Raw genomic sequence first — 23168 nt, 5'->3', positions numbered from 1 at the left:
CTGATGATCATGTCCAAAGACCTCGCAGCCATCGAAAACATGGATGCAGCCGACCCGCTGCGCGGTTTCCGCAGCCGTTTCCTCCTGCCCGAGGGCGTCGTCTATCTCGACGGCAATTCGCTCGGGCCGGCGTCGCCGGCCGTCTTTGCCGAACTGGAAAAGGCGGCGAAGGAGGAATGGGCCAACGGCCTGATCCGAAGCTGGAACACCGCCGGCTGGTTCAACCTGCCGCTGGAACTCGGCGACCGTATCGGCCGGCTGGTCGGCGCGGCGAAGGGCCAGACCGTGGTGGCCGACACCACCTCGATCAACATCTACAAGGCGCTGCACGCAGCGCTTGCGCTTCGCCCGGACCGCAATGTCATCGCCGCCGAAAGCGGCAGTTTCCCGACCGACCTCTATATGGCCGAAGGTGTCGCCTCGACCCGTCCGGGTACCTTGCTCAAGCTGGAAGGCGTTGACGCGGCAAGCATCGAAGACCTGATCGACGACAGGACGGCGGTCGTGCTGGTCAATGAGGTCAACTACAAGACCGGCGCGTTGCGCGACATGGCGGCACTGACCCGCAAAATCCATACCGCCGGCGCGCTTGTGATCTGGGACCTGTGCCACAGCGCGGGCGCTTTGCCGGTCGATCTCGACGGCGCCAAGGCCGACTTTGCCGTCGGCTGCACCTACAAATATCTGAACGGCGGTCCGGGTTCGCCGGCCTTCATCTACGCCGCGCACAAGCACCATGCCGGCATCGTGCAGCCGCTCAGCGGGTGGTGGGCCCATGCCCGCCCCTTTGCCATGGAACATAGCTTCGCCGGCGGCGAAGGCATCCGCCGCTTCCAGTGCGGCACCCAGCCGATGCTGTCGCTCAGGGCATTGAAGGGAGCGCTCGACATCTGGGATGACGTCGACATGCAGGCCCTGCGCCAAAAGAGTATTGCGCTGACCGACCTGTTCATCGAACTGGTCGAAGCACGGTGCGGCCAGCACGGCGTGGTGCTGGAAACCCCGCGCGACGGCAAAGCTCGCGGCAGCCAGGTCTCCTTCTCGCATGCCAACGCCTATGAGGTGATGCAGGCGCTGATCGAGCGCGGCGTCATCGGCGATTTCCGCGCGCCCTCCATCATGCGTTTCGGCTTCACGCCGCTCTACACCAGCTACCGCGATGTGTGGGATGCGGTTGAAATCCTCGCGGACATCTTCGCAAGCGGTGCGTGGAAAGACCCGCGCTTTGCCGTCAGGTCGGCGGTTACCTGAAATTCCCCGCCCCCTGCGGGGAGCGGAGCGGGAGCGCAGCGCAATAGCGCTTCACACCCCGAGATAACGGTCCTGAAGTTCCGGCGTCAGCGCTTCGGGCTTGCCCTCGAATACGGTGACGCCCTTTTCCAGCACGAAGCAGCGATCGGCCACCGGCAAGAGCTCCGAAAGTGTCTTGTCGACGACAAGGATCGACTGGCCCGCAGCCTTGAGCTTGCGCAGCGCAGCCCAGATGTCGTGCCTTATAACCGGAGCCAGCCCTTCGGTCGCCTCGTCGAGGATCAGCAGGCGCGGATTGGTCATCAGCGCGCGGCCGATGGCAAGCATCTGCTGTTCGCCACCCGAAAGCGTGTTGGCATACTGGCCAAGCCGTTCGCCGAGGCGAGGGAAAAGCTCCGTCACCCGCGCCAGCGTCCAATCGCTGCCGCGCGCTGCGACCAAAAGGTTTTCCTCGACCGTCAGGTTCGGGAAGCAGCGACGGCCTTCCGGCACCAGCCCGAGCCCTTGCTGGGCGATGCGATGCGGCTGCTGGCCGGCAATTTCCTGGCCGGCAAAATTGATCGAGCCGCCGCGCGGCTTGACCATGCCGAGGATCGAGCTGATCGTGGTCGTCTTGCCCATGCCGTTGCGGCCCATGAGCGCCACCACCTCGCCGTCCTCGACCGACAGGTCGACGCCGAACAGCGCCTGTGAAGCGCCGTAGAACGACTCGACGCCTTTGAGGGACAACAGGCTCATGCCGTGTCTCCCAGATAGGCGCGGCGCACTTCCGGATTGGCGCGGATTTCGTCGACCGTGCCGGTGGCGATGACCCGGCCATAGACCAGCACCGAGATGCGGTCGGCCAGCGCGAACACGGCATCCATGTCATGTTCGACCAGCAGGATCGGCGCTTCATGGCGAAGCGCGTCGAGGAAAGCGGTCAGCCGCTTCGACCCGTCGGGGCCAAGCCCCGCCATCGGCTCGTCAAGCAGGAAGGCCTTCGGGCCAAGCGCCAGCGCGATCGCGACTTCAAGCTGGCGGCGTTCGCCATGCGACAGTTCGGCAGCCGGCACACTCGCCCTGTTTTCCAGCCCCACCCGTTCCAGCATCGCCATCGCCGGTTCGGTCAGGCTCTTGTCGCTCACGACCGGCCGCAGGAAGCGGAAGCTCGAGCCCTGCCGTGCCTGCACCGCCAGCATGACATTGCGCAACGCGGTGAACTCAGGCGCCAGCGATGAAATCTGGAAGCTGCGGCCAAGACCGCGCCGCGCCCGCGCCGCCATGTCGAGGCCGGCCATGTCCTGTCCGAGGAAACGGATCGAACCGCCGTCCGGCGTCAAGGAACCGGAAATCTGGTGGATCAGTGTGCTTTTGCCGGCCCCGTTCGGGCCGATCAGCGCGTGGATTTCGCCGGCGCGCAGATCGAGGCTGACGCCATCGGTCGCCTTCAGCGCGCCGAAATTCTTGCGGAGATCGGTGAGTTGGAGGATCGCTTCAGCCATGCCGCGCCCTCCCCGCCACAAGGCCGAGCAGACCGCCGCGCGCGAACAGAACGACGCCGAGAAGCACCAGGCCGAGGAAGAATTGCCATCGTTCTGTGATGCCGCCGAGCGCATATTCGAACAGCACATAGACCATCGCGCCCGCAATCGGGCCGAACAACCGGCCCTTGCCGCCAAGAATGATCAGCACGATCAGTTCACCCGACATCTGCCACGACAGCATGGACGGGCTGACGAAGCGGTTGAGGTCGGCAAACAGCGCCCCGGCAAGGCCGGTCACCATCGCGGAGATGACGAAGGCGACAAGCTTGATCCTAAACGGCGCGATGCCGACGGCGGAGAGGCGGGTGGTGTTTTGCCGTGCCGCCTCAAGTGCTGCGCCGAAGCGCGAACCGCGTAACAGCCAGAACAGGCACACCGCCGCCGCCAGCACGCCGAGGCAGACGAGGAAATAGGGTAATGGCTGCGCCGTGTTCACGCCGGGAAAGGTGTTGCGCACGTAAAGCGACAGCCCGTCTTCGCCGCCATAGTCGGGCCACGACACGGCGAAGTAGTAGATCATCTGCGCGAAGGCGAGCGTGATCATGATGAAATAGACGCCGGAGGTGCGTAGGCTGATGGCTCCAATAGGCAGCGCAACCAGTCCGCACAGCAGGACCGCCACCAGCCAGATCACCGGCATCGAGGTTGTGGCCGGCAGGCCGAACAGCACCGTCTCGCCATTGAAGGCGTGCGTTGCAAGGATGCCGGCGACGTAGCCGCCGAGGCCGAAGAAGGCGGCGTGGCCGAACGACACCAGCCCGCCGAGGCCGAGCGCGATGTTGAGGCCAAGCGCTGCCAGCGCGAGAATGACGATGCGGGTGGCGAGCGTGATGTAGAAGGTTTCGCCCGACGCTGCTGCCAGCAAGGGCACCACGAGCAACAAAAGCGCCAGCACGCCGTTGGCGATGGTTTCGCGCGACACCGCCATCAGCCTTGCCCCGCGAAAAGGCCGCGCGGCTTGAAGGCCAGGATCAGCGCCATGACGATATAGATCAGCATCGAGGCAAGCGCTGCCCCGACCATGGTGGCCTGCGAGGCGGGCAGCGCGAGCGCCACCAGCTTGGGCAAGAGGAAACGGCCCATCGTATCGACCAGCCCGACAAGGATCGCGCCGACAAGCGCGCCCTTGATCGTGCCGATGCCGCCTATGACGATGACGACGAAGGCAAGGATCAGCGCCGGCTCGCCCATGCCGACCTGCACCGATTGCAGCGCGCCGACCATGGCGCCTGCCAGGCCGGCAAGCGCGGCGCCCAGTGCAAACACCACCGTATAGAGCGTGCGGATATCGACGCCGAGCGCCGCTATCATCTCGCGGTCGGTCTCGCCGGCGCGGATGCGCATGCCGAGCCGCGTGCGCGAAATCAGCAGATAGAGGCCGACGGCGACGAGGATGCCGACGCCGATGATCGCCAGCCGGTAGAGCTGGTATTGGCCGCCGCCCGGCAGCGGCACCGCGCCCTGCAGCAGCGGCGGAATGTCGAGATAGAGCGGAAACGAGCCGAACAGCCAGCGCGTGCCTTCCGACAGGATGAGGATCAGCGCGAACGTCGCCAGCACCTGGTCGAGATGGTCGCGCTCATAGAGCCGGCGAACGATCGTAACCTCCATCAGCGCGCCCGCGGCGGCAGCGGCGACAAGGCTTGCGGCAAGGCCGATCCAGAACGAGCCGGTCGCCGCCGCGATTGCCGCGCAGGCGAAAGCGCCGATCATGTAGAGCGAGCCGTGGGCAAGGTTGATGAAGCCCATGACGCCGAAGATCAGCGTCAAGCCGGCCGCGATCAAAAACAGCATGACGCCGAGCTGCAAGCCGTTCAGAAGCTGTTCGATGATGAGGGCGGCGGTCACAAGGGCCTTCGATGGCTGGGTGCGGGGTCAATCGACGCGTACGGTCCGATATCCCGTGCAAAGGATACGGCGGTGCGGGACGCATCGAGATTTGCGAAGCGCCCTCCCCCCGAAAACGGAGAGAGGGCAGCAGTCGATCTTACATCTTGCACTGTTCGGCGTAGGCGTCGCCGTGCTTTTCAAAGGCGGTCGCGATGATCTTGTTGGTCAGGACATCGCCTTCCTTCACCACTTCGCGAACATAGATGTTCTGGATCGGATGGTTGTTGGTGTTGAAGGAGAACTCGCCGCGCACCGACTTGAAGTCGGCAGCCTTGAGCGCCGCGCGGAAGGCGTCCTTGTCCTTCACGCTCGCCTTGGAAAGCGCCGACAGGATCAGGTTCGCGGTATCCCAGCTCTGCGCCGCATAGATCGAAGGCAGGCGGTTGTATTCCTTCTGGAAGGCTTCCACGAAGGCCTTGTTGGCCTCGTTATCGAGATCCTTCGACCAGCTTGCCGAGTTCTTGACGCCGAGCGCGGCGTCACCGATCGCCGGCAACACGTCCTGGCTGAACGAGAAGCTTGGCCCCAGCACCGGAATGCCGACGCCCGACTGGGCGTACTGCTTCATGAAGGCGATGCCCATGCCGCCGGGCAGGAAGAAGAACACCGAATCCGCACCCGAAGCGCGGATCTGTGCGATTTCGGCCGCATAGTCGGTCTGGCCGACCTGCGTATAGAGCTCGCCGGCCAGTTCGCCCTTGTAGTAGCGCTTGAAGCCGGTCAGCGAATCCTTGCCGGCCGGATAGTTGGGCGCAAGGATGAAGGTCTTCTTGTAGTCCTTGTTGGCATACTGGCCCATCGCCTCATGGAAATTGTCGTTCTGGTAGGCGACGTTGAAATAGTTCTTGTTGCAGTTGGCCCCGGCCAGCGCCGAAGGACCTGCGTTCGGCGAAAGATAGATCACGTCCTGCGCGACAGTGTTCGGCACGACGGCCATGGCGAGGTTCGACCAGATGATGCCGGTCATCAGGTCGACCTTGTCGCTCTGGATCATCTTTTCCGCGATCTGCACGGCCAGTTCAGGCTTCTGGGCATCGTCTTCCACGACGAGTTCCACGTCCTTGTTGCCGGACTGCTTCATCGCCAGCGTGAAGGCATCGCGCATATCGACGCCAAGGCCAGCGCCGCCGCCAGACAGCGTGGTGATCACGCCGATCTTCACCGGCTCGGCCTGGGCCAATCCCGATACCGTCAATGAAAGGCCAAGCAGGCTGGCCGCCAGAATTCCACGCATACTGTTCTCCTCCTAGGGTGGTCGTTTTTGGGCTTTACGTCAGAGCCTGGTGCGAACTTTCCAGAGTTCCGGAAACAGTTCAACCTCCAGCATCTTTTTAAGATAGGAAACGCCTCCCGTGCCGCCGGTGCCGCGCTTGAGGCCGATGATGCGCTCGACCGTGGTGACATGGTTGAAACGCCAGCGGCGGAAATAGTCTTCGAAATCGACAAGCTTCTCGGCCAGTTCGTAAAGCACCCAGTAGCGGTGCGGCTCACGATAGATCGCCTGCCATGCCGCAAGCACTTCCTCGCTTTCGGGGCGTGTTTCGCGCCAGTCGGTCCGCTTGCCATCCGTGCCAATGTCGAAACCGTTGCGGCCCAGCAGCAGGATCGCCTCATCGTAGAGCGACGGCTCTGCAAGGATTGCCTCCAGCTTTTCGAGCAGGTCGGGACGGTGCTTGTGCGGACCCAGCATGGCAAGGTTGCGGTTGCCGGCAAGGAACTCGATCGCCCGGTATTGCCACGATTGGAAGCCGGAGGACTGCCCGAGTGAGCTGCGAAACTCCGTGTATTCGCTGGGCGTCATCGTGCGCAGCACGTCCCAGGCGTTGTTGAGCTGTTCGAGGATACGCGCCACGCGCGACAGCATCTTGAAGCAGGGCTGAACGTCGTCGGCCCGCACGCAGGCAATCGCCGAGCGCAGTTCGTGCAGGGCAAGCTTCATCCACAATTCGGAGGTCTGGTGCTGGATGATGAACAGCATCTCGTCATGCGCGGTCGAAAGCGGCTCCTGCGCGTCGAGCACTTTTTCCAGATGCAGATAGTCGCTGTAGGACATGCGTCCCTTGAACGACATCTGCGCGCCTTCGCCGGATGGATCGTAGGCTTCGCTCATTGTGGGCGCTCCGTTCTCAGCCGGAAGCGCTGGATCTTGCCGGTCTGCGTCTTCGGCAGCGCTTCCACGAACCTGACCGAGCGCGGGTATTTGTAAGGCGCAATCGTCGCCTTGACGTGATCCTGCAGCCGCTTGACCGTGGTCGCGTCACCGGCCACGCCCTTGACCAGCACGACATAGGCCTCGACGATCTCGCCCCGGTCGGTGTCCGGCGCGCCGATCACCGCGCATTCGGCCACTTCGTCATGGGCAAGAAGCGCCGCCTCAACCTCCGGTCCGGCAATGTTGTAGCCGGCGCTGACGATCATATCGTCGGAGCGGGCGGCAAAATGGAAGAAGCCGTCCTCGTCCTGCACGAAGGAATCGCCGGTCAGGTTCCAGCCGTCGCGGACATAGTTGCGCTGGCGGTCATCGGCCATGTAGCGGCAGCCGGTCGGCCCGCGCACGGCGAGCCGGCCCACGGTGCCGCGCGGTACTTCGTTCATGTCTTCATCGACAATGCGCGCCTCATAGCCGCTGACAGCTTTGCCGGTCGAAGCCGGCTTCATGTCCTCGAAGCGGTTGGAAATGAAGATGTGCAGCATCTCGGTCGCACCGATGCCGTCGAGGATCGGCTTGCCGGTCTTCGCCACCCATTCCTCGAATACCGGCCCTGGCAAGGTCTCGCCGGCCGAAACCGCGACGCGCAGCGACGACAGGTCGGCACCCTCGTCCATCGCCTTCATCATCGCCCGGTAGGCGGTCGGAGCGGTGAAGCTGATCGTCGCCTTATAGGTTTCGATGATCTCGATCATGTTGGGCGGCGAGGCGTTTTCCAGAAGCGTCGCGGTGGCGCCGAAACGCAGCGGGAAGATCGCAAGCCCGCCAAGGCCGAAGGTGAAGGCAAGCGGCGGCGAACCGACGAACACGTCGTCGGGCGTCACGCCGAGAACTTCCCTGGCATAGCCGTCGGCGATGATGAGCAGGTCGCGATGAAAATGCATCGTCGCCTTGGGCACCCCCGTTGTGCCCGAGGTGAAGCCAAGCAAGGCGACGTCGTCGCGCCCGGTTTTGACAGCTTCGAAGCGAACGGATTTGGAGAGCGCGATACGGTCCAGTTCGGCATCGTGATTGGCGGTACCGTCGAAGCCGATCACCTTGGTCAGGAAGGCGCTGTCCTTGGCGCAGGCCACCATCTCGTCCATCAGGCGGGTGTCGCACAGCGCCAGCCCGATTTCGGCCTTGTCGACGATCTTGGCCAGTTCGCCGGCGCGCAGCATCGGCATGGTGTTGACCACGACGGCGCCCGCCTTGGTCGCCGCCAACCAGCACGCCACCATGGCCGGGTTGTTGGCGGAGCGGATCAGGATGCGGTTGCCGGGCTTGACCCCGTAGTCCTCGACCAGCGCGTGCGCCAGCCGGTTCGTCCAGTCGGACAGTTCCTTATAGGTGCGCCGGCGGCCGTTGCCGATCAGCGCGGTGTGGTCGCCGAAACCCTTGTCGACCATGCGGTCGGTCAGTTCGACAGCCGCGTTGAGGTGGTCTGGATATTGGAAGCCATCGAGCAGGAAGGCCGGCCATTGGTCGGCCGGCGGAAGGTTGTCGCGCGTGAACGTATCGATATGCGCCGTAGGCCCAAGCATGGCAGTGATTTCCTCCCTGCGGCAGACGCCACGCGGCCTCCCGGCAACCAGGCCTTGTAAAAGGCGGGCCGTCTCGCATGGCATCTGTCGACCGGAAAAGCATGACATTTGCCGGAAATTATTTCAAGCCTAAAGTTTCTTGGGAACCGATATTGACTTCGCACCCGGCAGCATCGCAGCTAGGGTCAGGAGCAAAATGACTGCCTGGAGGACGCCCGTGCTTACCCGCCGCATCGAAAACTGGAGCGACGCCTATACCAACGGCGCGCATATTGCCGGCGGCGAGCGCTGGCCCGCCGCCTGGGTGGAGCCTGCCCGCAGCTTCAGGGAAAGCCTGGGGGCGGACAAGGCCAAGCTCGACCTCGCTTACGGCGAAAAGGAACGCAACCGCTTCGACCTGTTCCTGCCGCAGGGCACGGCGAAGGGCCTCGTCGTTTTCGTCCACGGCGGCTACTGGATGGCGCTGGACAAGAGCTACTGGTCGAACCTCGCCGCCGGCCCGCTGGCGCATGGATATGCCGTTGCGATGCCCTCCTACACGCTTTGCCCCGACAACCGCATCAGCGGCATCGTCAAGGAGATCGGCGCGGCGATCACCGCGGCCGCCGCGATGGTTGAAGGCCCGGTCATGCTGACCGGTCATTCCGCCGGCGGCCATCTGGTCAGCCGCATGGCCTCCGCCACCTCGCCACTTGCAGGCGATGTCCGCGCCCGGCTCCGCCACGTCATCTCCATCTCCGGCGTACATGATCTCAGGCCGCTCATGCGCACCGCCATGAACGAGACCTTGCGCATCGACGAAGCCGAGGCGCTTGCCGAAAGCCCGGTCCTGTTGCGGCCGATTGAAGGCATCCGCCTCACCTGCTGGGTGGGTGGTGCCGAACGGGCGGAATTTGTGCGCCAGAACGCACTTCTGGCCAACATCTGGACTGGGCTCGAAGCCGAGACGGCCACGTTGGTCGAGCCCGACCGGCACCATTTCAGCGTTATCGACGGCCTTGCCGATCCGGCCCATGCCCTGACCCGCTGCCTGCTGGCAGAATAGCAGTCAAAGACGCAGCCATCCGGCCCAGTTTCCCATTCAAGCTCGCTTTCATTTTTTCAATTGCATTTTTTTGCAATCGATAATACGTAATTGAAAATTGCGAATGAGGGGGACGGCATCATGGCAGTAAAGCCCGAAGTCACGGCATTCTTCGATCCGAGAACATGGTCGGTGCAATATGTCGTTGCCGACGCGGCGCAAAAGAAATGCGCCATCATCGATCCGGTTTATGATTTCGATGAAAAGTCCGGACAGACCGCATCGACCAATGCCGACCGTCTGCTCGAATTCGTCGACGCCAAGGGCTACACGGTCGAGTGGATACTCGACACCCATCCGCACGCCGACCATTTCTCGGCTGCCCCCTATCTCAAGCGAAAGACCGGCGCGCCGACGGCCATCGGCGAGAAGATCAAGGACGTGCAAAAACTCTGGAAGGGTTTTTACAACTGGCCGGATTTCCCCGCCAACGGTTCGCAATGGGACCACCTGTTCGCTGACGGCGACACCTTCAGGGTCGGCGATATCGACGCCCGCGTCATGCACTCGCCCGGTCACACGCTGGCCTCGATCACCTATGTCGTCGGCGACGCCGCCTTCGTCCACGACACGCTGTTCATGCCCGACAGCGGCACCGCCCGCGCCGATTTTCCAGGCGGCAGCGCCAGGGCGCTGTGGAGCTCGATCCAGGCGATCCTCGCCTTGCCCGACGACACCCGTATCTTCACCGGCCACGACTATCAGCCCGGCGGCCGCGAACCCTTGTGGGAATCGACCGTGGCCGAACAGAAGGCGAAGAACTCGCATATGTCGAAAGTGAAGACCGAGGCGGAATTCGTCGCGCTGCGCGAAGGGCGTGACAAGACCTTGCCGATGCCGAAGCTGATCCTGCATTCGCTGCAGATCAACACCAATGGCGGGCGCTTGCCCGAACCGGAAGCCAACGGTACGCGCTATCTGAAGATACCGCTCGACCTTTTGAAAGGAGCGCCGTGGGGATGAACCCGGTCATCGTCAGAGCCGAACGGCTTTCCTGCGAGGCAGCCGACCTCAAGTCGAATGTCGAGGAGGCATCGGCCTTCCTCAAGAAACTGTCCAACCCCGACCGCCTGCTGGTCTGCTGCGCGTTGGCCGATGGCGAACGCTCGGTGCGCGAACTGGAAGACCTGCTCGGCATCCGCCAGCCCGGCCTGTCGCAACAGCTTGCCGAACTGCGCGAAGCAGGCCTGATCGCGGGCCGCAAGGAGGGCAAGCAGGTGTTCTACACATTGGCCGACCCGCGCATCGAGACGTTTATCGGCACCATGCACGCACTGTTTTGCCAACGCCCCTGACAACACAAACTCAAGGAGACTGCCATGAGCTTCAATGTCGGTACGCCTGACCGCATCGTGCGTGTCATCCTCGGCCTTCTGCTTCTCGTCGTCCCGTTCGTCACCAACTGGGCGCTGTTCAACAACCCGGTATGGGTCTGGATTTCGGTCATTGCCGGCTTGGTGCTGATCTTCACCGGCGTCGTTCGTTTCTGCCCCGCCTATCGCATCCTCAACATGTCCACAGCGAAGAAAGACTGATGATGACCGAGTTCACGCCGGTAGCCTCGTTCTTCGGCGGAACGCTGATCGGCCTTGCCGCTGTCCTGTTGATGGCGCTGCATGGCCGCATCGCCGGCATGACCGGCATCCTCTCCGGCCTCATACCGCCCACTGTACCTGACTGGAACTGGCGATTGGCGTTCCTCGCCGGCGCGGTCGCGGCGCCGGCCCTCATCGTAGGTCTTGGCGGCTTCGCCATCCCGTTCCGGAGCGATGTGCCGACACCTTGGCTCGTCATCGGCGGGCTCATCGTCGGCGTCGGCGTGCATTTCGGCGCGGGCTGTCCGTCCGGCCACGGCGTGTGCGGCATCGCCCGCCTGTCGCGGCGCTCGATTGCGGCAACTTGCGTCTTCATGGCCTCGACCGCGGTGACGGTATTCGTCGTCCGCCACGTGCTCGGAGGGTTCGCGTGATGCGCAATCTCGCCGCCCTGCTCATCGGCGCAATCTTCGGCACCGGCATCGCCATCTCCGGCATGATCAACCCGGCCAAGGTGCAGAACTTCTTCGATTTCGCCGGCACCTTTGACCCGTCGCTCGCCTTCGTCATGGGCGGCGCGCTTTTGGTGACCTTCGTCGGCTACCGATTGGTGCTCAAGCGCCCCAATCCGACCTTTGACACCAGCTTCCATCTGCCCTCGAAAAGCAAACTCGACCTGCCCTTGCTGGGTGGTGCGGCCACTTTCGGCATCGGCTGGGGCATCACCGGCTTTTGCCCCGGCGGTTCAATCCCCGCGCTCGGTCTGGCCGAGCCTTCGGCGCTGATCTTCATCGCGGCGATGGTTGTTGGCATCGCCCTTGCTCGCATCGCCGGCAACGTGCGGCAGGCTTCGGCCTCAATTGACGCCACCACCAACGGCTAACCATCGCGTGGTACCGTCCGCGCCGCTGTGCTGAGCCATACCGCTCGCGCTTGATCCGGCTATAGTGCGCCAACCATCGGATCAGAACGGGGAACAGGGATGAACGCACCGGCCAAGAGCAACCGCAAGGTCATAATCACCTGTGCCGTGACCGGCTCGATCCATACGCCGTCGATGTCGCCGCATCTGCCGGTAACGGCGAGCGAGATCGCCGATGCGGCGGTCGGCGCGGCGGAAGCAGGCGCCGCCATCATCCACCTTCATGCGCGCAATCCGGTGGACGGCCGACCCGACCAGAACCCGGACCTTTTCTCGCCCTTCCTGTCGGTCATCAAGCAGCGCTCGAACTGCGTCGTCAACATCACCACCGGCGGTGCCGCAACGATGACCATCGACGACCGCCTCAAACCAGCCAAGATCTTCAAGCCGGAGGTTGCCTCGCTCAACATGGGTTCGATGAATTTCGGCCTCCACCCGATGCTGAACCGCTTCACCGAGTTCAAGCATGACTGGGAGCGGCCCTATCTCGAAGGTTCGAAGGACCGCGTCTTCAAGAACACCTTCGCCGACATCGAGTACATCTTGAAGACCTGCGCCGACAACGGCACCCGCTTCGAATTCGAGTGTTACGACATCGGCCATCTCTACACGCTGGCCCATTTCGCCGAACTCGGCATCGTCAAGCCGCCCTTCTTCGTCCAGAGCGTGTTCGGCATACTGGGTGGCATTAGCGCGCACTACGAAGACGTCGCCCACATGCACCGCACCGCGACCCGGCTGTTCGGCTCGGACTTCCAGTGGTCGGTGCTTGGTGCGGGACGCAACCAGCTGCCGGTTGCCTCGATGTCCGTCGCGCTCGGCGGCCACGTCCGCGTCGGGCTGGAGGATTCGCTATGGGCAGGTCCCGGCAAGCTCGCCCGCTCGAATGCCGAGCAGGTCGAGAAGGCCCGGCTCATCATCGAGAACATGGGCCTCGAGGTCGCAACGCCCGACGAAGCCCGTGCGCTGCTCGACCTCAAGGGCGGCGATGCGGTGGCTTTCTGACGGCCACCGCAACCAGGCCTGCATGCTTGCCTCAGCCCGCCACGTCGAACTGCAGCGGCTTGGCTGAATCGATCGCCGTATTTTCACGCAATTCCGCCAGCACCTTCTCGGGGAACGGCGCATCCAGGTAGAGCAGGGCGATGGCGTCGCCGCCCGGACGGTTGCGGCCAAGCTGGAAGTTGGCGATGTTGACGCCGTTCTTGCCGCACAACGTGCCGAGCAGGCCGATGATGCCCGGCGCATCGGCATTGGTCGTATAGAGCATGTGCTGGCCGACCTCGGCATCGAGGTTGATGCCCTTGATCTGGATGAAGCGCGGCTTGCCGTCCGAGAAGCAGGTGCCGGCAATGGCGCGCGTCCTGTGCTCGGTCTTCACCGTCAGCTTGATGTAGCCGTCGAACACACCGGACTTGTCGCGCTTCACTTCGGCTACGATGATGCCGCGCTCCTTCACCATGATCGGCGCGGACACCATGTTGACGTCGGAGACCTGCGGCCGGATCAGGCCGGCAAGCGTGGCGCTGATCAGCGCGCGCGTATTCATCGTCGCCGTCTGTCCGTCGAACAAGATCTCTACTTCCTTGATCGGGTCTTCCGTGACCTGCCCGACAAACGCGCCCAGCACTTCCGCCAGCTTGACGAACGGCTTCAGCCGCGGCGCTTCTTCGGGCGTAATCGCCGGCATGTTGATGGCGTTGGAAACCGCACCCTTGATCAGGTAATCCGACATCTGCTCGGCCACCTGCAGCGCCACGTTTTCCTGCGCCTCTTCGGTAGAGGCACCCAGATGCGGCGTGCAGACGACATTTTCCAGGCCGAACAGCGGGCTTTCCGTTGCCGGCTCCACCTCGAACACGTCGATGCCGGCGCCCGCCACCTTGCCGCTGTTCAGCGCCGCCACGAGATCGGCCTCGACGATCAGCCCGCCGCGCGCGCAATTGATGATGCGCACGCCGTCCTTCATCTTCGCGATCGCTTCGGCATTGATGATGCCGCGCGTCTTGTCCGTCATCGGCGTGTGCAGCGTGATGAAATCGGAGCGGGCGAACAGTTCGTCCAGTTCCACCTTGTCCACGCCAAGCTCTTCGGCCCGGCTGTCGGACAGGAACGGATCGAAGGCAACGACGTGCATCTTGAGGCCGACGCCGCGCGTCGCCACGATGGAGCCGATATTGCCGCAACCGATGACGCCAAGCGTCTTGCCGGTGATCTCGACGCCCATGAAGCGGTTCTTCTCCCACTTGCCGGCCTGCGTCGAGGCATTGGCCTCGGGCAGCTGGCGGGCAAGCGCGAACATCAGCGCAACGGCGTGCTCTGCGGTGGTGATCGAATTGCCGAAGGGCGTGTTCATGACGATGATGCCTCGGCGCGAGGCAGCGGGGATATCGACATTGTCGACGCCGATGCCGGCGCGGCCGACCACCTTCAGGTTGGTCGCCGCACCGAGCAGCTTTTCGGTGACCTTGGTGGCCGAGCGAATGGCGAGGCCGTCATACTGGCCGATGATCTCAAGCAGCTTCTCCTTGTCCTTGCCGACCTCGGGCAAATAGTCGACGTCGACGCCGCGATCCTTGAAGATCTGCACGGCGGTGGGGGAAAGCTTGTCGGAAACAAGAACGCGGGGCATTGGCTTGGTCCTCATGTCGGCGCTGCCTTCATCAAAGGCGCAGCGCAAAGTTCGGTGAAAGGTGGAATGGGTGGGGGGCTTGGGAGGCAGCGGCCCCCACCCTGGCCTTTTCAGGCCCTGTTCGTCAGGCGGCAGCCTTGAGGCCGGTCTTCTGCTGGGCAAAAGCCCAGTCCAGCCACGGCATCAGCGCCTCGACATCGGCGGTTTCGACCGTCGCGCCGCACCAGATGCGCAGGCCGGCAGGCGCATCGCGATAATGGCCGATGTCATAGGCCACGCCTTCCTTGTCCAGCAACGACACCAGCCCCTTGGCGAAAGCGGCCTGGCCATCAGCGTCGAGTGCCGCAACCGCCGGATCGACGATCGACAGGCAAACGGAGGTATTCGACCGCGTCGCCGGATCGACGGCCAGATGGCCAAGCCACGGCGAGTCCGCCACGAAGCGCTCGATTGCGGCTGCATTGGCATCGACGCGCGCCCTCAGCGCCGTAAGCCCGCCAATGGCCTTGGCCCAGCCAAGCGTGTCGAGATAGTCCTCGACGCACAGCATCGACGGCGTGTTGATCGTCTCGCCCTTGAAGATGCCTTCTATCAGCTTGCCGTTCGAGGTCAGGCGGAAAATCTTCGGCAGCGGCCATGCCGGCTTGTAGCTTTCCAGACGCTCGACGGCGCGCGGGCTGAGGATCAGCATGCCGTGCGCGCCCTCGCCACCCAGCACTTTTTGCCAGGAGAAAGTCACCACATCGAGCTTGGAGAAATCGAGGTTCTGCGCAAACGCCGCCGAAGTGGCGTCGCAAATGGTCAGCCCCTTGCGGTCTGCCGGGATGAAATCGGCGTTGGGCACGCGCACGCCGGACGTGGTGCCGTTCCAGGTGAAGACAACGTCGCGGTCGAAATCGATCTGCTTCAGGTCAGGCAGCACGCCATAGGGCGCCTCGATGCGGCGCACGTCGCCAAGCTTCAACTGCTTGACCACGTCGGTGATCCAGCCCGAACCGAAGGATTCCCAGGCGACCATGTCGACGCCGCGTTCGCCGAGCAGCGACCACAGCGCCATCTCGACAGCACCGGTGTCCGATGCCGGCACGATGCCGATGCGATGCGTCGAAGGCACTTCGAGCACCTCGCGCGTCAGATCGATCGCCTGTTCGAGCTTGGCCTTGCCGATCTTGGCGCGGTGCGAACGGCCAAGCACGGCATCGTTCAGCGCCTCGACCGACCAGCCGGGGCGTTTCGCGCAAGGACCAGAAGAAAAATTGGGATTTGCCGGACGCACGTCCGGCTTGGGGAAAGTCGTCATCGTGGTCTATCCTTCCAGATAGTAAGCTCCTCGTTGGGGAGGAGTGGCCCACGGACGGCGATATGCCTCAACTTGCCGGGCGTCAAGAGAAAAGTTTTTGTCGTTTCCGGGATACTACCAAAGCATCACGAATTGCCCCATGAGAGTAGGCAACAACGAAAACGGCGAGCCAAGGCCCGCCGCTTCAGATCGAACTTGGCCTGATATTTACCAGAGGTCGTAACGCAGGCCGACCTTGATCTGGTGGTTGTCGACGCCCTTCTGGATCGAATAGGCCGAAGCACTGTCGAGGCGCGCATATTCGGCGTCCGGGGCCGACATGAACTGGTAGCCGAGATCGACGACGACGTTCTTCGACAGTTGATAGGCGAGGCCGGCGTTAAGCGTGTAGGCCAACGAATACTGGGTCTTGCTGTCAGTTATGTTGGTGCTGTTGGCCGGTGTCACGAGGTCGGTGTAAGCCAGGCTTGCATCACGTTTGCTTTGCATGAGGCCGATACCGGCACCGATGTAAGGCGTTAAGCCGACATAGGTGCCGAGATCGACATAGGCGTTGACGATTGCCGTGCGGGCGCTGTTTTCAACACGGGACGTTGCGATATCGACGCCCGGATTGACTTCCGAAGCCGTGACCTCATTGCCCGGCATGACGCCGAAGTTGATGTCGCTGCGCAGATAGTCGTTGAAATGGTAGCCGAAGCCGACGCTGGCAAATATCGGCTTTTCGCGTTCGGAGTAACCGACGGTTGGCGAACCGAAGTCGACATTGCTGTAGCTGTCATTGGCAAGATACGCGACATCGCCGCGCAGATACCAGCCCGAGCCGATCTCGACCGGCGTATATTCAGGCGCCTGATCGACATAGATCGGAGGATCGTAGTCAGCCGCCAGCACCGCCGTGAAGGGTAGCGCGACCGTTGCGGCCAATGCCAGCGCAATGCGAGATTTCAGCTTCATGTCACCAGCTCCCGAGGTTGGCGCTGGTAGAATCGGAAATGCCCAGCCGCCGTTTCAAGGGTATTGTTAACCATACAGGTTAAGTGGCGGTTAAGGATAACAGGAAGTTACGAAATGAATTTCAGCAGTTCGGAAATCATTTCCAGCACGCAAATGAAAACCGCCCGGCGCTGGGCCGGGCGGTGTTTCGACTTGGCTTGAGAAGAACGTTACTTGGTGTAGACCGGCTCCGGTTCGTAGGCGACCTGTGGTTCGTCGCACTTGCTGTTTCCGTTGAAGGAGTAGCGTAGGCCGCCGCGCACTTCATGCACATTGAGGCCCCGGTCAAAGCCCGGGCCGGCACCGCCGCCAGCATCAAGCTCGAACATCCGGCCGCCATTGATATGGCTGAAGCGATAGCCGACATCCACGTCGAGATTGCGTGTCAGGCAGTAGGATGCACCGGCTGACAGCGAGTAGGCGAACCGCCAGCCCTTGCCGCCGCCATGCTCGGTCACGGTGCAGGTGGTGGGGTCGGTCGGATCGGTACAAATCTGGTTGTTGAGCGTGTCCCACTTCACATGCGCGCCGCCGATGCCGCCGCCGATGTAAGGCGTAACCTTGTGCCAGGTGCCGAGATCGACATAGGCGTTGGCGAGCAGCAGCCACCCCGAATAGGCCGTGGTGTCAACGGACGAGCAAGGCGTGCCGCCGCAATCGCCCACAGTCGCGCCGCGGAACTTGGACTTGGCCAGCCAGTCCAGCGTCACGTCGGTGCGCAGATGCTCGTTGATCTGGTAACCGACGCCGGCTCCAGCTGAAAAGGCGCTCTTGAGGCTGCCTTCCGTGAAGGAGTTGGTGCCGGGCGGTGGCCCGTAGACGATGTAGTCAGCACCCCGGAACTTCGACCAGTGATAGTCGATATCGCCACGAATGTACCAGCCGCCATAGTCAGCAGCCTCCTGATAGACGACAGGCGGCGCCTGCTCTACCACCGGCTCCATGATGTCCGCTGCAAACACCGGACCGGCAAAACCGATCGCAACCGCAGCCAACATCGCCTTCTTTGCGAAACTGAACATCCTCGTCACCCCTGAATGTCGGGACCCACAACCTGCCCGAAACTGATTGAGTTCGACGTGGATAATGAATTGCAAAGGTTAAGGGCCGTTTAACCTTGATAATTAACCAAGAATCTTTGCGATTGCGGTTTCGGCCCGGACCGTGCGCTCTCCATGCCCATGAAAAAGGCCCGCCGAAGCGGGCCGTTTGGAAAGTGAAATTCCTGCGGGGTCAGGCCGCGTTTCTGGCCTGTGAAATCACCGTGACCAGATCGTCCACCACCGTCTCGACCAGCTTCTGATCGTCGCCTTCCGCCATCACGCGGATCAGCGGCTCGGTGCCGGAAGGACGGATAACGAGCCGGCCGGATTTGCCCAGCCTGTCGCGCGCTTCGTCGATCGCCTGCTTGACCTGCTTGTCCTCAAGCGGCGCGCCGCCGGAAACCCGCACATTCTTCAAAAGCTGCGGCACCGGCTCGAACTTCTTCGAGATTTCGCTGACCGGCTTGTTCTGCCGCTTGATGCAGGCCAGCACCTGCAGCGCCGAAACCAGCCCGTCGCCGGTGGTGGAGAAATCGGACAGCACGATATGGCCGGACTGTTCACCGCCGACATTCAGGCCGTGCGCGCGCATATGCTCGACCACATAACGGTCGCCAACCTTGGTGCGGTGCAGTTGCAGCTTGATCCCTTCGAGGAAGCGCTCGAGGCCGAGATTGGACATGATCGTCGAGACCACACCGCCGCCGGCAAGGCGTCCATTCTGCAGCCAGGATTCGGCAATCAGCGCCATAATCTGGTCGCCATCGACGATCTCGCCATTCTCATCGACGATGACGACGCGGTCGGCGTCGCCGTCGAGCGCGATGCCGATGTCGGCACGCACCTCATGCACCTTCTTCTGCAGGCCGAGCGGATGGGTCGAGCCGCATTCCTTGTTGATGTTGAAGCCGTTCGGATCATCGTTGATGGCGACGACTTCCGCGCCGAGTTCCCAAAGCGCAGCCGGCGCAACCTTGTAGGCAGCGCCATTTGCGCAGTCGACCACGATCCTGAGGCCCGACAGCGACATCGAGCGCGGCAGCGTGCGCTTGGCGAACTCGATATAGCGGTCGTGCACGCCATCGACGCGCTTGGCCCGGCCAAGCCCGTCGGAATCGGCCAGCGCCATCTCGATGTCCTCATCGAGCATCGCCTCGATGCGTTCCTCGATCTCGTCTGACAGCTTGTAGCCGTCAGGGCCGAACAGCTTGATGCCGTTGTCGTGATAGGGGTTGTGCGAGGCCGAGATCATCACGCCGATGTCGGCGCGCAGCGAGCGCACCAGCATGGCAACCGCAGGCGTCGGAATGGGGCCGAGCAGGAACACGTCCATGCCGGCGGCGCACAGTCCGGCCACCAGCGCGTTTTCGATCATATAGCCTGAAAGGCGCGTATCCTTGCCCAGCACGACGCGGTGACGGTGGCTGCCGCGATGAAACGAAAGGCCCGCCGCCATGCCGACGCGCATGGCGATTTCGGCTGTCATTGGAAACTTGTTGGCCCGCCCCCGGATCCCGTCGGTACCGAAATAACGTCCCATCAATTGTTTTCCCTGGCGGTTTCGACAGCAGCATCTAATGCCATAGCCGTCAAAAAATCGATTATCACATTGTGTGATCTAAGGTTACGATTCCTTAGAAAATCGTTCGTTTGGCGTAAATTTCCCGGACTTTGGCGGTGGATTTTCGAAATTTCCGCACTTTCATCAGCCCGTAGCAGACCAGAAGCGCACGTCGCTCACACCTTGACTGGACGCTCTAAACCAAAAAACGCCGCAGCAAATGCCACGGCGTTTTCTGTCTGATCGAACATGGCTCAGCCTTGCGGCTGGGGCTCCATGCCGCCTTCGGGCTCCGAGCCCTTCTTCTTGCCGCGCGCTGCCCCACCGGCCTTCGGCACCGCCGAGCCGCGGCTGGTCGGCGTATCGTCGCCGAGGTCGCGCGAAGGCTTGTTGCCGGCAAGCAGTTCCTTGATCTCGTCACCGGACAGCGTCTCGTATTCGAGCAGACCTTCGGCAAGCGCCACCCAGTCCTTCTTCTTCTTGGTCAGAACGGTCTTGGCGGTCGAATAAGCTTCGTCGATCAGCCGGCGCACTTCGCCATCGATGATCTGCGCCGTCTCTTCCGAGATGTTCTGCTGGCGGGCAACCGAATGGCCGAGGAACACTTCCTCCTGATTGTCACCATAAGCGACATGGCCGAGCTTGTCCGAGAAGCCCCAGCGCGTCACCATCGCGCGCGCCAGCTTGGTCGCCTGCTCGATGTCTGACGACGCACCGGAGGTGATGTTTTCCTTGCCGAACTTGAATTCCTCGGCAACGCGGCCGCCCATCATGATCGCCAGGCGAGAGATCATGTACTTGTAGCTCATCGAGTAGCGGTCGCCTTCCGGCAACTGCATGACCATGCCGAGCGCACGGCCGCGCGGAATGATCGTCGCCTTGTGCAGCGGATCTGCCGACGGCACGTTGAGCGCGAGGATGGCATGGCCGGACTCGTGGTAGGCGGTGAGTTCCTTCTCCGCCTGCGTCATCGCCGACGAACGCCGCTCGGCGCCCATCATGATCTTGTCCTTGGCGTCCTCGAACTCGGCCATGGTGACAAGGCGCTTGTTGCGCCGCGCCGCCATCAGCGCCGCCTCATTGACGAGGTTCATCAGATCGGCGCCGGAGAAGCCCGGCGTGCCGCGTGCGACCGTCTTCAGATCGACATTCGGAGCGAGCGGCACATTGCGGACGTGAACCTTGAGGATCTTCTCGCGGCCGACGATGTCCGGGTTCGGCACCACGACCTGGCGGTCGAAGCGGCCCGGGCGCAACAGCGCGGGATCGAGCACGTCGGGCCGGTTGGTTGCGGCGATGAGGATGATCGACTCATTCGATTCAAAGCCGTCCATTTCGACCAGCAATTGGTTCAGGGTCTGCTCGCGCTCGTCGTTGCCGCCGCCGAGACCGGCACCGCGATGGCGGCCGACCGCGTCGATTTCGTCGATGAAGATGATACAGGGCGCATTCTTCTTGGCCTGGTCGAACATGTCGCGGACACGGCTTGCGCCAACGCCGACGAACATCTCGACAAAGTCGGAACCGGAAATGGTGAAGAACGGCACGTTGGCCTCACCCGCGACCGAGCGGGCGAGCAAGGTCTTGCCGGTGCCGGGAGGGCCGACCAGCAATACGCCGCGCGGAATCTTGCCGCCGAGGCGCTGGAACTTCTGCGGATCGCGCAGGAACTCCACGATTTCCTCGAGGTCTTCCTTCGCTTCATCCACGCCGGCGACGTCCTGGAAGGTTATGCGCCCATGCGCCTCGGTCAAAAGCTTGGCCTTGGACTTGCCGAAGCCCATGGCGCGACCGGAACCGGACTGCATCTGGCGCATGAAGAATATCCACACGCCAAGGATCAGGATCATCGGCAGCCACGAGATCAGATAGCCGAACAGCGTGTTGGAACCATCGGTCTCAGGGCGCGCATTGATGGTGACGTTCTTGCTCTCAAGCCTGGAAACCAGCGACGGGTCGCCCGGCGAATAGGTCTGGAAGCCGGCTGCGCTGTCGGTGTAGTTGCCGCTGATGCGGTCGCCGGCAATCGTCACCGACTTCACCCGGCCCGAATTCACGTCCAGCAGGAACTGCGAATAGGGAACATCCGTCGAAGCCCCGCGCGTCTGCGGCGTCTGGAACAGATTGAAGAGAGCGATAAGCAGGACGGCTATGATCGCCCACAGCGCAAGGTTGCGATAGTTCGGATTCATCGATTGTCCCGTTGGCGGCGAGCGTTTGCCGCGCGTGTTGAAAGAAGCTTTAGCCTCAGCTTATGCCTAACATAGGCAGCCCACATGCCCTTGCCAAGCGCAACCGCGCGGCTCGGTTAAGTCTTCGACCATGGTCTATCGTTGCGCGCGTCACTTAATGGTGATTGCGGCACCTCGGGCGCGCCGAGCAGATCGGACATGGCACGCGCAGCCCTCAGGTCGAACGAGGGCAGGAAGCGCGCCCAGGGCGCGACGACGGCGCTGGCCGCAAAGGTTGCGACAGGCCCCGTATTTCCCGCAAAACCAAGGCATTCGGCATCTCGCCACAGCGCTGGTTCAGCGGAAAGCGCTGCCCGCGCAACGCTTTTCGGCACGGCATCGCCGGCCTGTTCGGCAAGCTTGGCAGCACAGGCCGGGCCTGCGGCAGCGATCACCAAGCCATTGCAGTCGTTGTTGAAAGTGATCAGCCGCCGGCCGTCCCACACCATGTCTTGCGCCGCAGATTGCGGTTCCGGCAGGCCGCGCGCCTCCCGATGGAGAAAAATGCCGCTGCGCCGCGCGTCCACCGTCACCCGCGACAATGTGGCGCGAAGCTTTCCGCTGCTCAGCCGGTCGAACATGGCCGCCGTGCGCTCCTCGTCGGGCAGGAATGGCACCCCGCCGACGCTGGCCAACATGATGCGCAGCGCATAGACCGCGCCGTGTTTCTCCGCGCTGGCAAATTCCGGGTCGAGCCTGACGAGCCCCCGCACCGGCTGGCTCGCCAACGAACCGATCAGGCGGGTCGCCTTTTCGCCAAGCTCGATGCGCCGCAGCGCAGCACCTGCCGCCAGATCAAGCGCCGCTGCAAAATCTTCGCCGCCATCGCCGATGGCAGCTCGCACGCGCGGGCGCTCATAGGCAAGATCGGTATTGGTCGGATCGTCGATCCAGCGCACGTCGCGTTGTCGCAGCACTTCGCGCAGCATCTCGCGCCTTGCACCGAGCAGCGGGCGCACGATCCAGACAGCGCCCTTGTAAAGGGTTGCAGGCGCCATGCCGGCAAGGCCGCGATCGTCATCGGCTGAGCTGCGCTCACGGCGCATCGCCACCGTCTCGGCCTGGTCGTCGGCGGTATGGCCGGTCAAAACCATGCCGATGCCTTCGGCGCGGGCTGCCTCGGCCAGCAACCGGTAGCGCGCCTCGCGCGCCGCAGCCGGAATGCCCGTGTCGGGCTTTTCGCCGGTCCAGACCATGGTGCGATGGGCGATGCCGAGACGCCCGCAAAGCGCTTTCACGGCAAGAGCTTCACCCGCCGACGCAGGCCGCAACGCATGATCGACCGTCACCGCGACAAGTCTGGCGGCGGGTGCAAAGCGTTCGAGATGGTCTTTGAGAAGAATGAGCAGGGCAGTGGAGTCGCTGCCGCCGGAGACGGCTGCAATCGCGCCGCTGGAAAAATCGATATTGGAAAAGAAGGAGGTCTCGGCTTCCGCTGAAGCCGCTAGGGCAACATGCATTGCAC

At 62.9% G+C, this 23168-nt stretch carries 22 protein-coding genes; 8 read left to right on the top strand and 14 right to left on the bottom strand.

The features are described from left to right. The first annotated feature begins 3 nt into the window (after positions 1-3). A complete protein-coding gene (gene kynU, locus ACODTY_RS01630) occupies positions 4-1251 on the top strand; it encodes a kynureninase (protein WP_488992541.1) in 1248 nt (415 codons plus the stop codon). Between the two features lie 51 nt (positions 1252-1302). Here the strand turns inward: kynU and ACODTY_RS01625 are convergent, their stop codons facing one another. The 7 genes from ACODTY_RS01625 to ACODTY_RS01595 form a co-directional block, all read right to left on the bottom strand. After that, a complete protein-coding gene (locus ACODTY_RS01625) occupies positions 1303-1989 on the bottom strand; it encodes an ABC transporter ATP-binding protein (protein WP_488992540.1) in 687 nt (228 codons plus the stop codon). Continuing rightward, positions 1986-2735 (bottom strand): ABC transporter ATP-binding protein, encoded by a 750-nt coding sequence (locus ACODTY_RS01620; RefSeq protein WP_488992539.1) that lies wholly within the window; start codon positions 2733-2735, stop codon positions 1986-1988. The genes ACODTY_RS01625 and ACODTY_RS01620 overlap by 4 nt, the downstream gene beginning before the upstream one ends. After that, on the bottom strand, positions 2728-3699 hold the full coding sequence (locus tag ACODTY_RS01615; RefSeq protein ID WP_488992636.1) for a branched-chain amino acid ABC transporter permease: 972 nt from the start codon (positions 3697-3699) through the stop codon (positions 2728-2730). The genes ACODTY_RS01620 and ACODTY_RS01615 overlap by 8 nt, the downstream gene beginning before the upstream one ends. A 5-nt stretch (positions 3700-3704) precedes the next feature. Continuing rightward, positions 3705-4625, bottom strand: coding sequence for a branched-chain amino acid ABC transporter permease (locus tag ACODTY_RS01610; protein ID WP_488992538.1), 921 nt, complete (start codon positions 4623-4625; stop codon positions 3705-3707). 139 nt (positions 4626-4764) lie between these two features. Beyond that, complete coding sequence (locus ACODTY_RS01605) at positions 4765-5901, bottom strand: ABC transporter substrate-binding protein (protein ID WP_488992537.1); 1137 nt, start codon at positions 5899-5901, stop codon at positions 4765-4767. Positions 5902-5940: 39 nt separating this feature from the next. Then, positions 5941-6777 (bottom strand): tryptophan 2,3-dioxygenase, encoded by an 837-nt coding sequence (kynA, locus tag ACODTY_RS01600; RefSeq protein WP_488992536.1) that lies wholly within the window; start codon positions 6775-6777, stop codon positions 5941-5943. Then, complete coding sequence (locus ACODTY_RS01595) at positions 6774-8399, bottom strand: AMP-binding protein (protein WP_488992535.1); 1626 nt, start codon at positions 8397-8399, stop codon at positions 6774-6776. The genes kynA and ACODTY_RS01595 overlap by 4 nt, the downstream gene beginning before the upstream one ends. 196 nt (positions 8400-8595) lie before the next feature. Here ACODTY_RS01595 and ACODTY_RS01590 point away from each other — a divergent pair, with 196 nt between their 5' ends. The 7 genes from ACODTY_RS01590 (at position 8596) to kce (ending at position 12945) form a co-directional block, all read left to right on the top strand. Beyond that, positions 8596-9444 carry an alpha/beta hydrolase gene (locus tag ACODTY_RS01590; RefSeq protein WP_488992534.1) on the top strand — a complete coding sequence of 283 codons (849 nt, stop codon included), beginning with the start codon at positions 8596-8598 and terminating at the stop codon, positions 9442-9444. A gap of 120 nt (positions 9445-9564) precedes the next feature. Beyond that, on the top strand, positions 9565-10446 hold the full coding sequence (locus ACODTY_RS01585; protein WP_488992533.1) for an MBL fold metallo-hydrolase: 882 nt from the start codon (positions 9565-9567) through the stop codon (positions 10444-10446). Further along, entirely contained in the window at positions 10443-10778 is a 336-nt protein-coding gene (locus tag ACODTY_RS01580) for an ArsR/SmtB family transcription factor (protein ID WP_488992532.1), read from the top strand. Before ACODTY_RS01585 ends, ACODTY_RS01580 begins: the two co-directional genes overlap by 4 nt. Before the next feature lie 24 nt (positions 10779-10802). After that, positions 10803-11018, top strand: coding sequence for a YgaP family membrane protein (locus ACODTY_RS01575; RefSeq protein WP_488992531.1), 216 nt, complete (start codon positions 10803-10805; stop codon positions 11016-11018). Between the two features lie 2 nt (positions 11019-11020). Next, positions 11021-11452 (top strand): YeeE/YedE family protein, encoded by a 432-nt coding sequence (locus ACODTY_RS01570; RefSeq protein ID WP_488992635.1) that lies wholly within the window; start codon positions 11021-11023, stop codon positions 11450-11452. Beyond that, positions 11452-11901 carry a DUF6691 family protein gene (locus ACODTY_RS01565; RefSeq protein WP_488992530.1) on the top strand — a complete coding sequence of 150 codons (450 nt, stop codon included), beginning with the start codon at positions 11452-11454 and terminating at the stop codon, positions 11899-11901. Before ACODTY_RS01570 ends, ACODTY_RS01565 begins: the two co-directional genes overlap by 1 nt. 99 nt (positions 11902-12000) lie before the next feature. After that, complete coding sequence (gene kce / locus ACODTY_RS01560; RefSeq protein WP_488992529.1) at positions 12001-12945, top strand: 3,5-dioxohexanoate:acetyl-CoA acetone transferase; 945 nt, start codon at positions 12001-12003, stop codon at positions 12943-12945. 31 nt (positions 12946-12976) lie between these two features. Here kce and serA read toward each other — a convergent pair whose 3' ends face one another. The 7 genes from serA to tilS all read right to left on the bottom strand — a co-directional run bounded on the left by serA (position 12977) and on the right by tilS (position 23163). Continuing rightward, positions 12977-14572 carry a phosphoglycerate dehydrogenase gene (gene serA / locus ACODTY_RS01555; RefSeq protein WP_488992528.1) on the bottom strand — a complete coding sequence of 532 codons (1596 nt, stop codon included), beginning with the start codon at positions 14570-14572 and terminating at the stop codon, positions 12977-12979. A 124-nt stretch (positions 14573-14696) separates the two neighbouring features. After that, positions 14697-15872 (bottom strand): phosphoserine transaminase, encoded by a 1176-nt coding sequence (locus ACODTY_RS01550; RefSeq protein WP_488992527.1) that lies wholly within the window; start codon positions 15870-15872, stop codon positions 14697-14699. Positions 15873-16079: 207 nt separating this feature from the next. Continuing rightward, positions 16080-16829 (bottom strand): outer membrane protein, encoded by a 750-nt coding sequence (locus ACODTY_RS01545; protein ID WP_488992526.1) that lies wholly within the window; start codon positions 16827-16829, stop codon positions 16080-16082. A 209-nt stretch (positions 16830-17038) separates the two neighbouring features. Beyond that, a complete protein-coding gene (locus ACODTY_RS01540) occupies positions 17039-17890 on the bottom strand; it encodes an outer membrane protein (RefSeq protein WP_488992525.1) in 852 nt (283 codons plus the stop codon). A 211-nt stretch (positions 17891-18101) separates the two neighbouring features. Next, positions 18102-19454, bottom strand: coding sequence for a phosphoglucosamine mutase (gene glmM / locus ACODTY_RS01535; protein WP_488992524.1), 1353 nt, complete (start codon positions 19452-19454; stop codon positions 18102-18104). A gap of 272 nt (positions 19455-19726) precedes the next feature. Continuing rightward, entirely contained in the window at positions 19727-21664 is a 1938-nt protein-coding gene (gene ftsH, locus ACODTY_RS01530; RefSeq protein WP_488992523.1) for an ATP-dependent zinc metalloprotease FtsH, read from the bottom strand. Between the two features lie 116 nt (positions 21665-21780). Then, complete coding sequence (gene tilS / locus ACODTY_RS01525; RefSeq protein WP_488992522.1) at positions 21781-23163, bottom strand: tRNA lysidine(34) synthetase TilS; 1383 nt, start codon at positions 23161-23163, stop codon at positions 21781-21783. Positions 23164-23168: the final 5 nt, after the last annotated feature.

The organism is Mesorhizobium sp. FG116, from assembly GCF_057809835.1.
The sequence above is the reverse complement of the archived record's forward strand: the minus strand, read 5'-3'. Positions and strand labels throughout refer to the sequence as shown.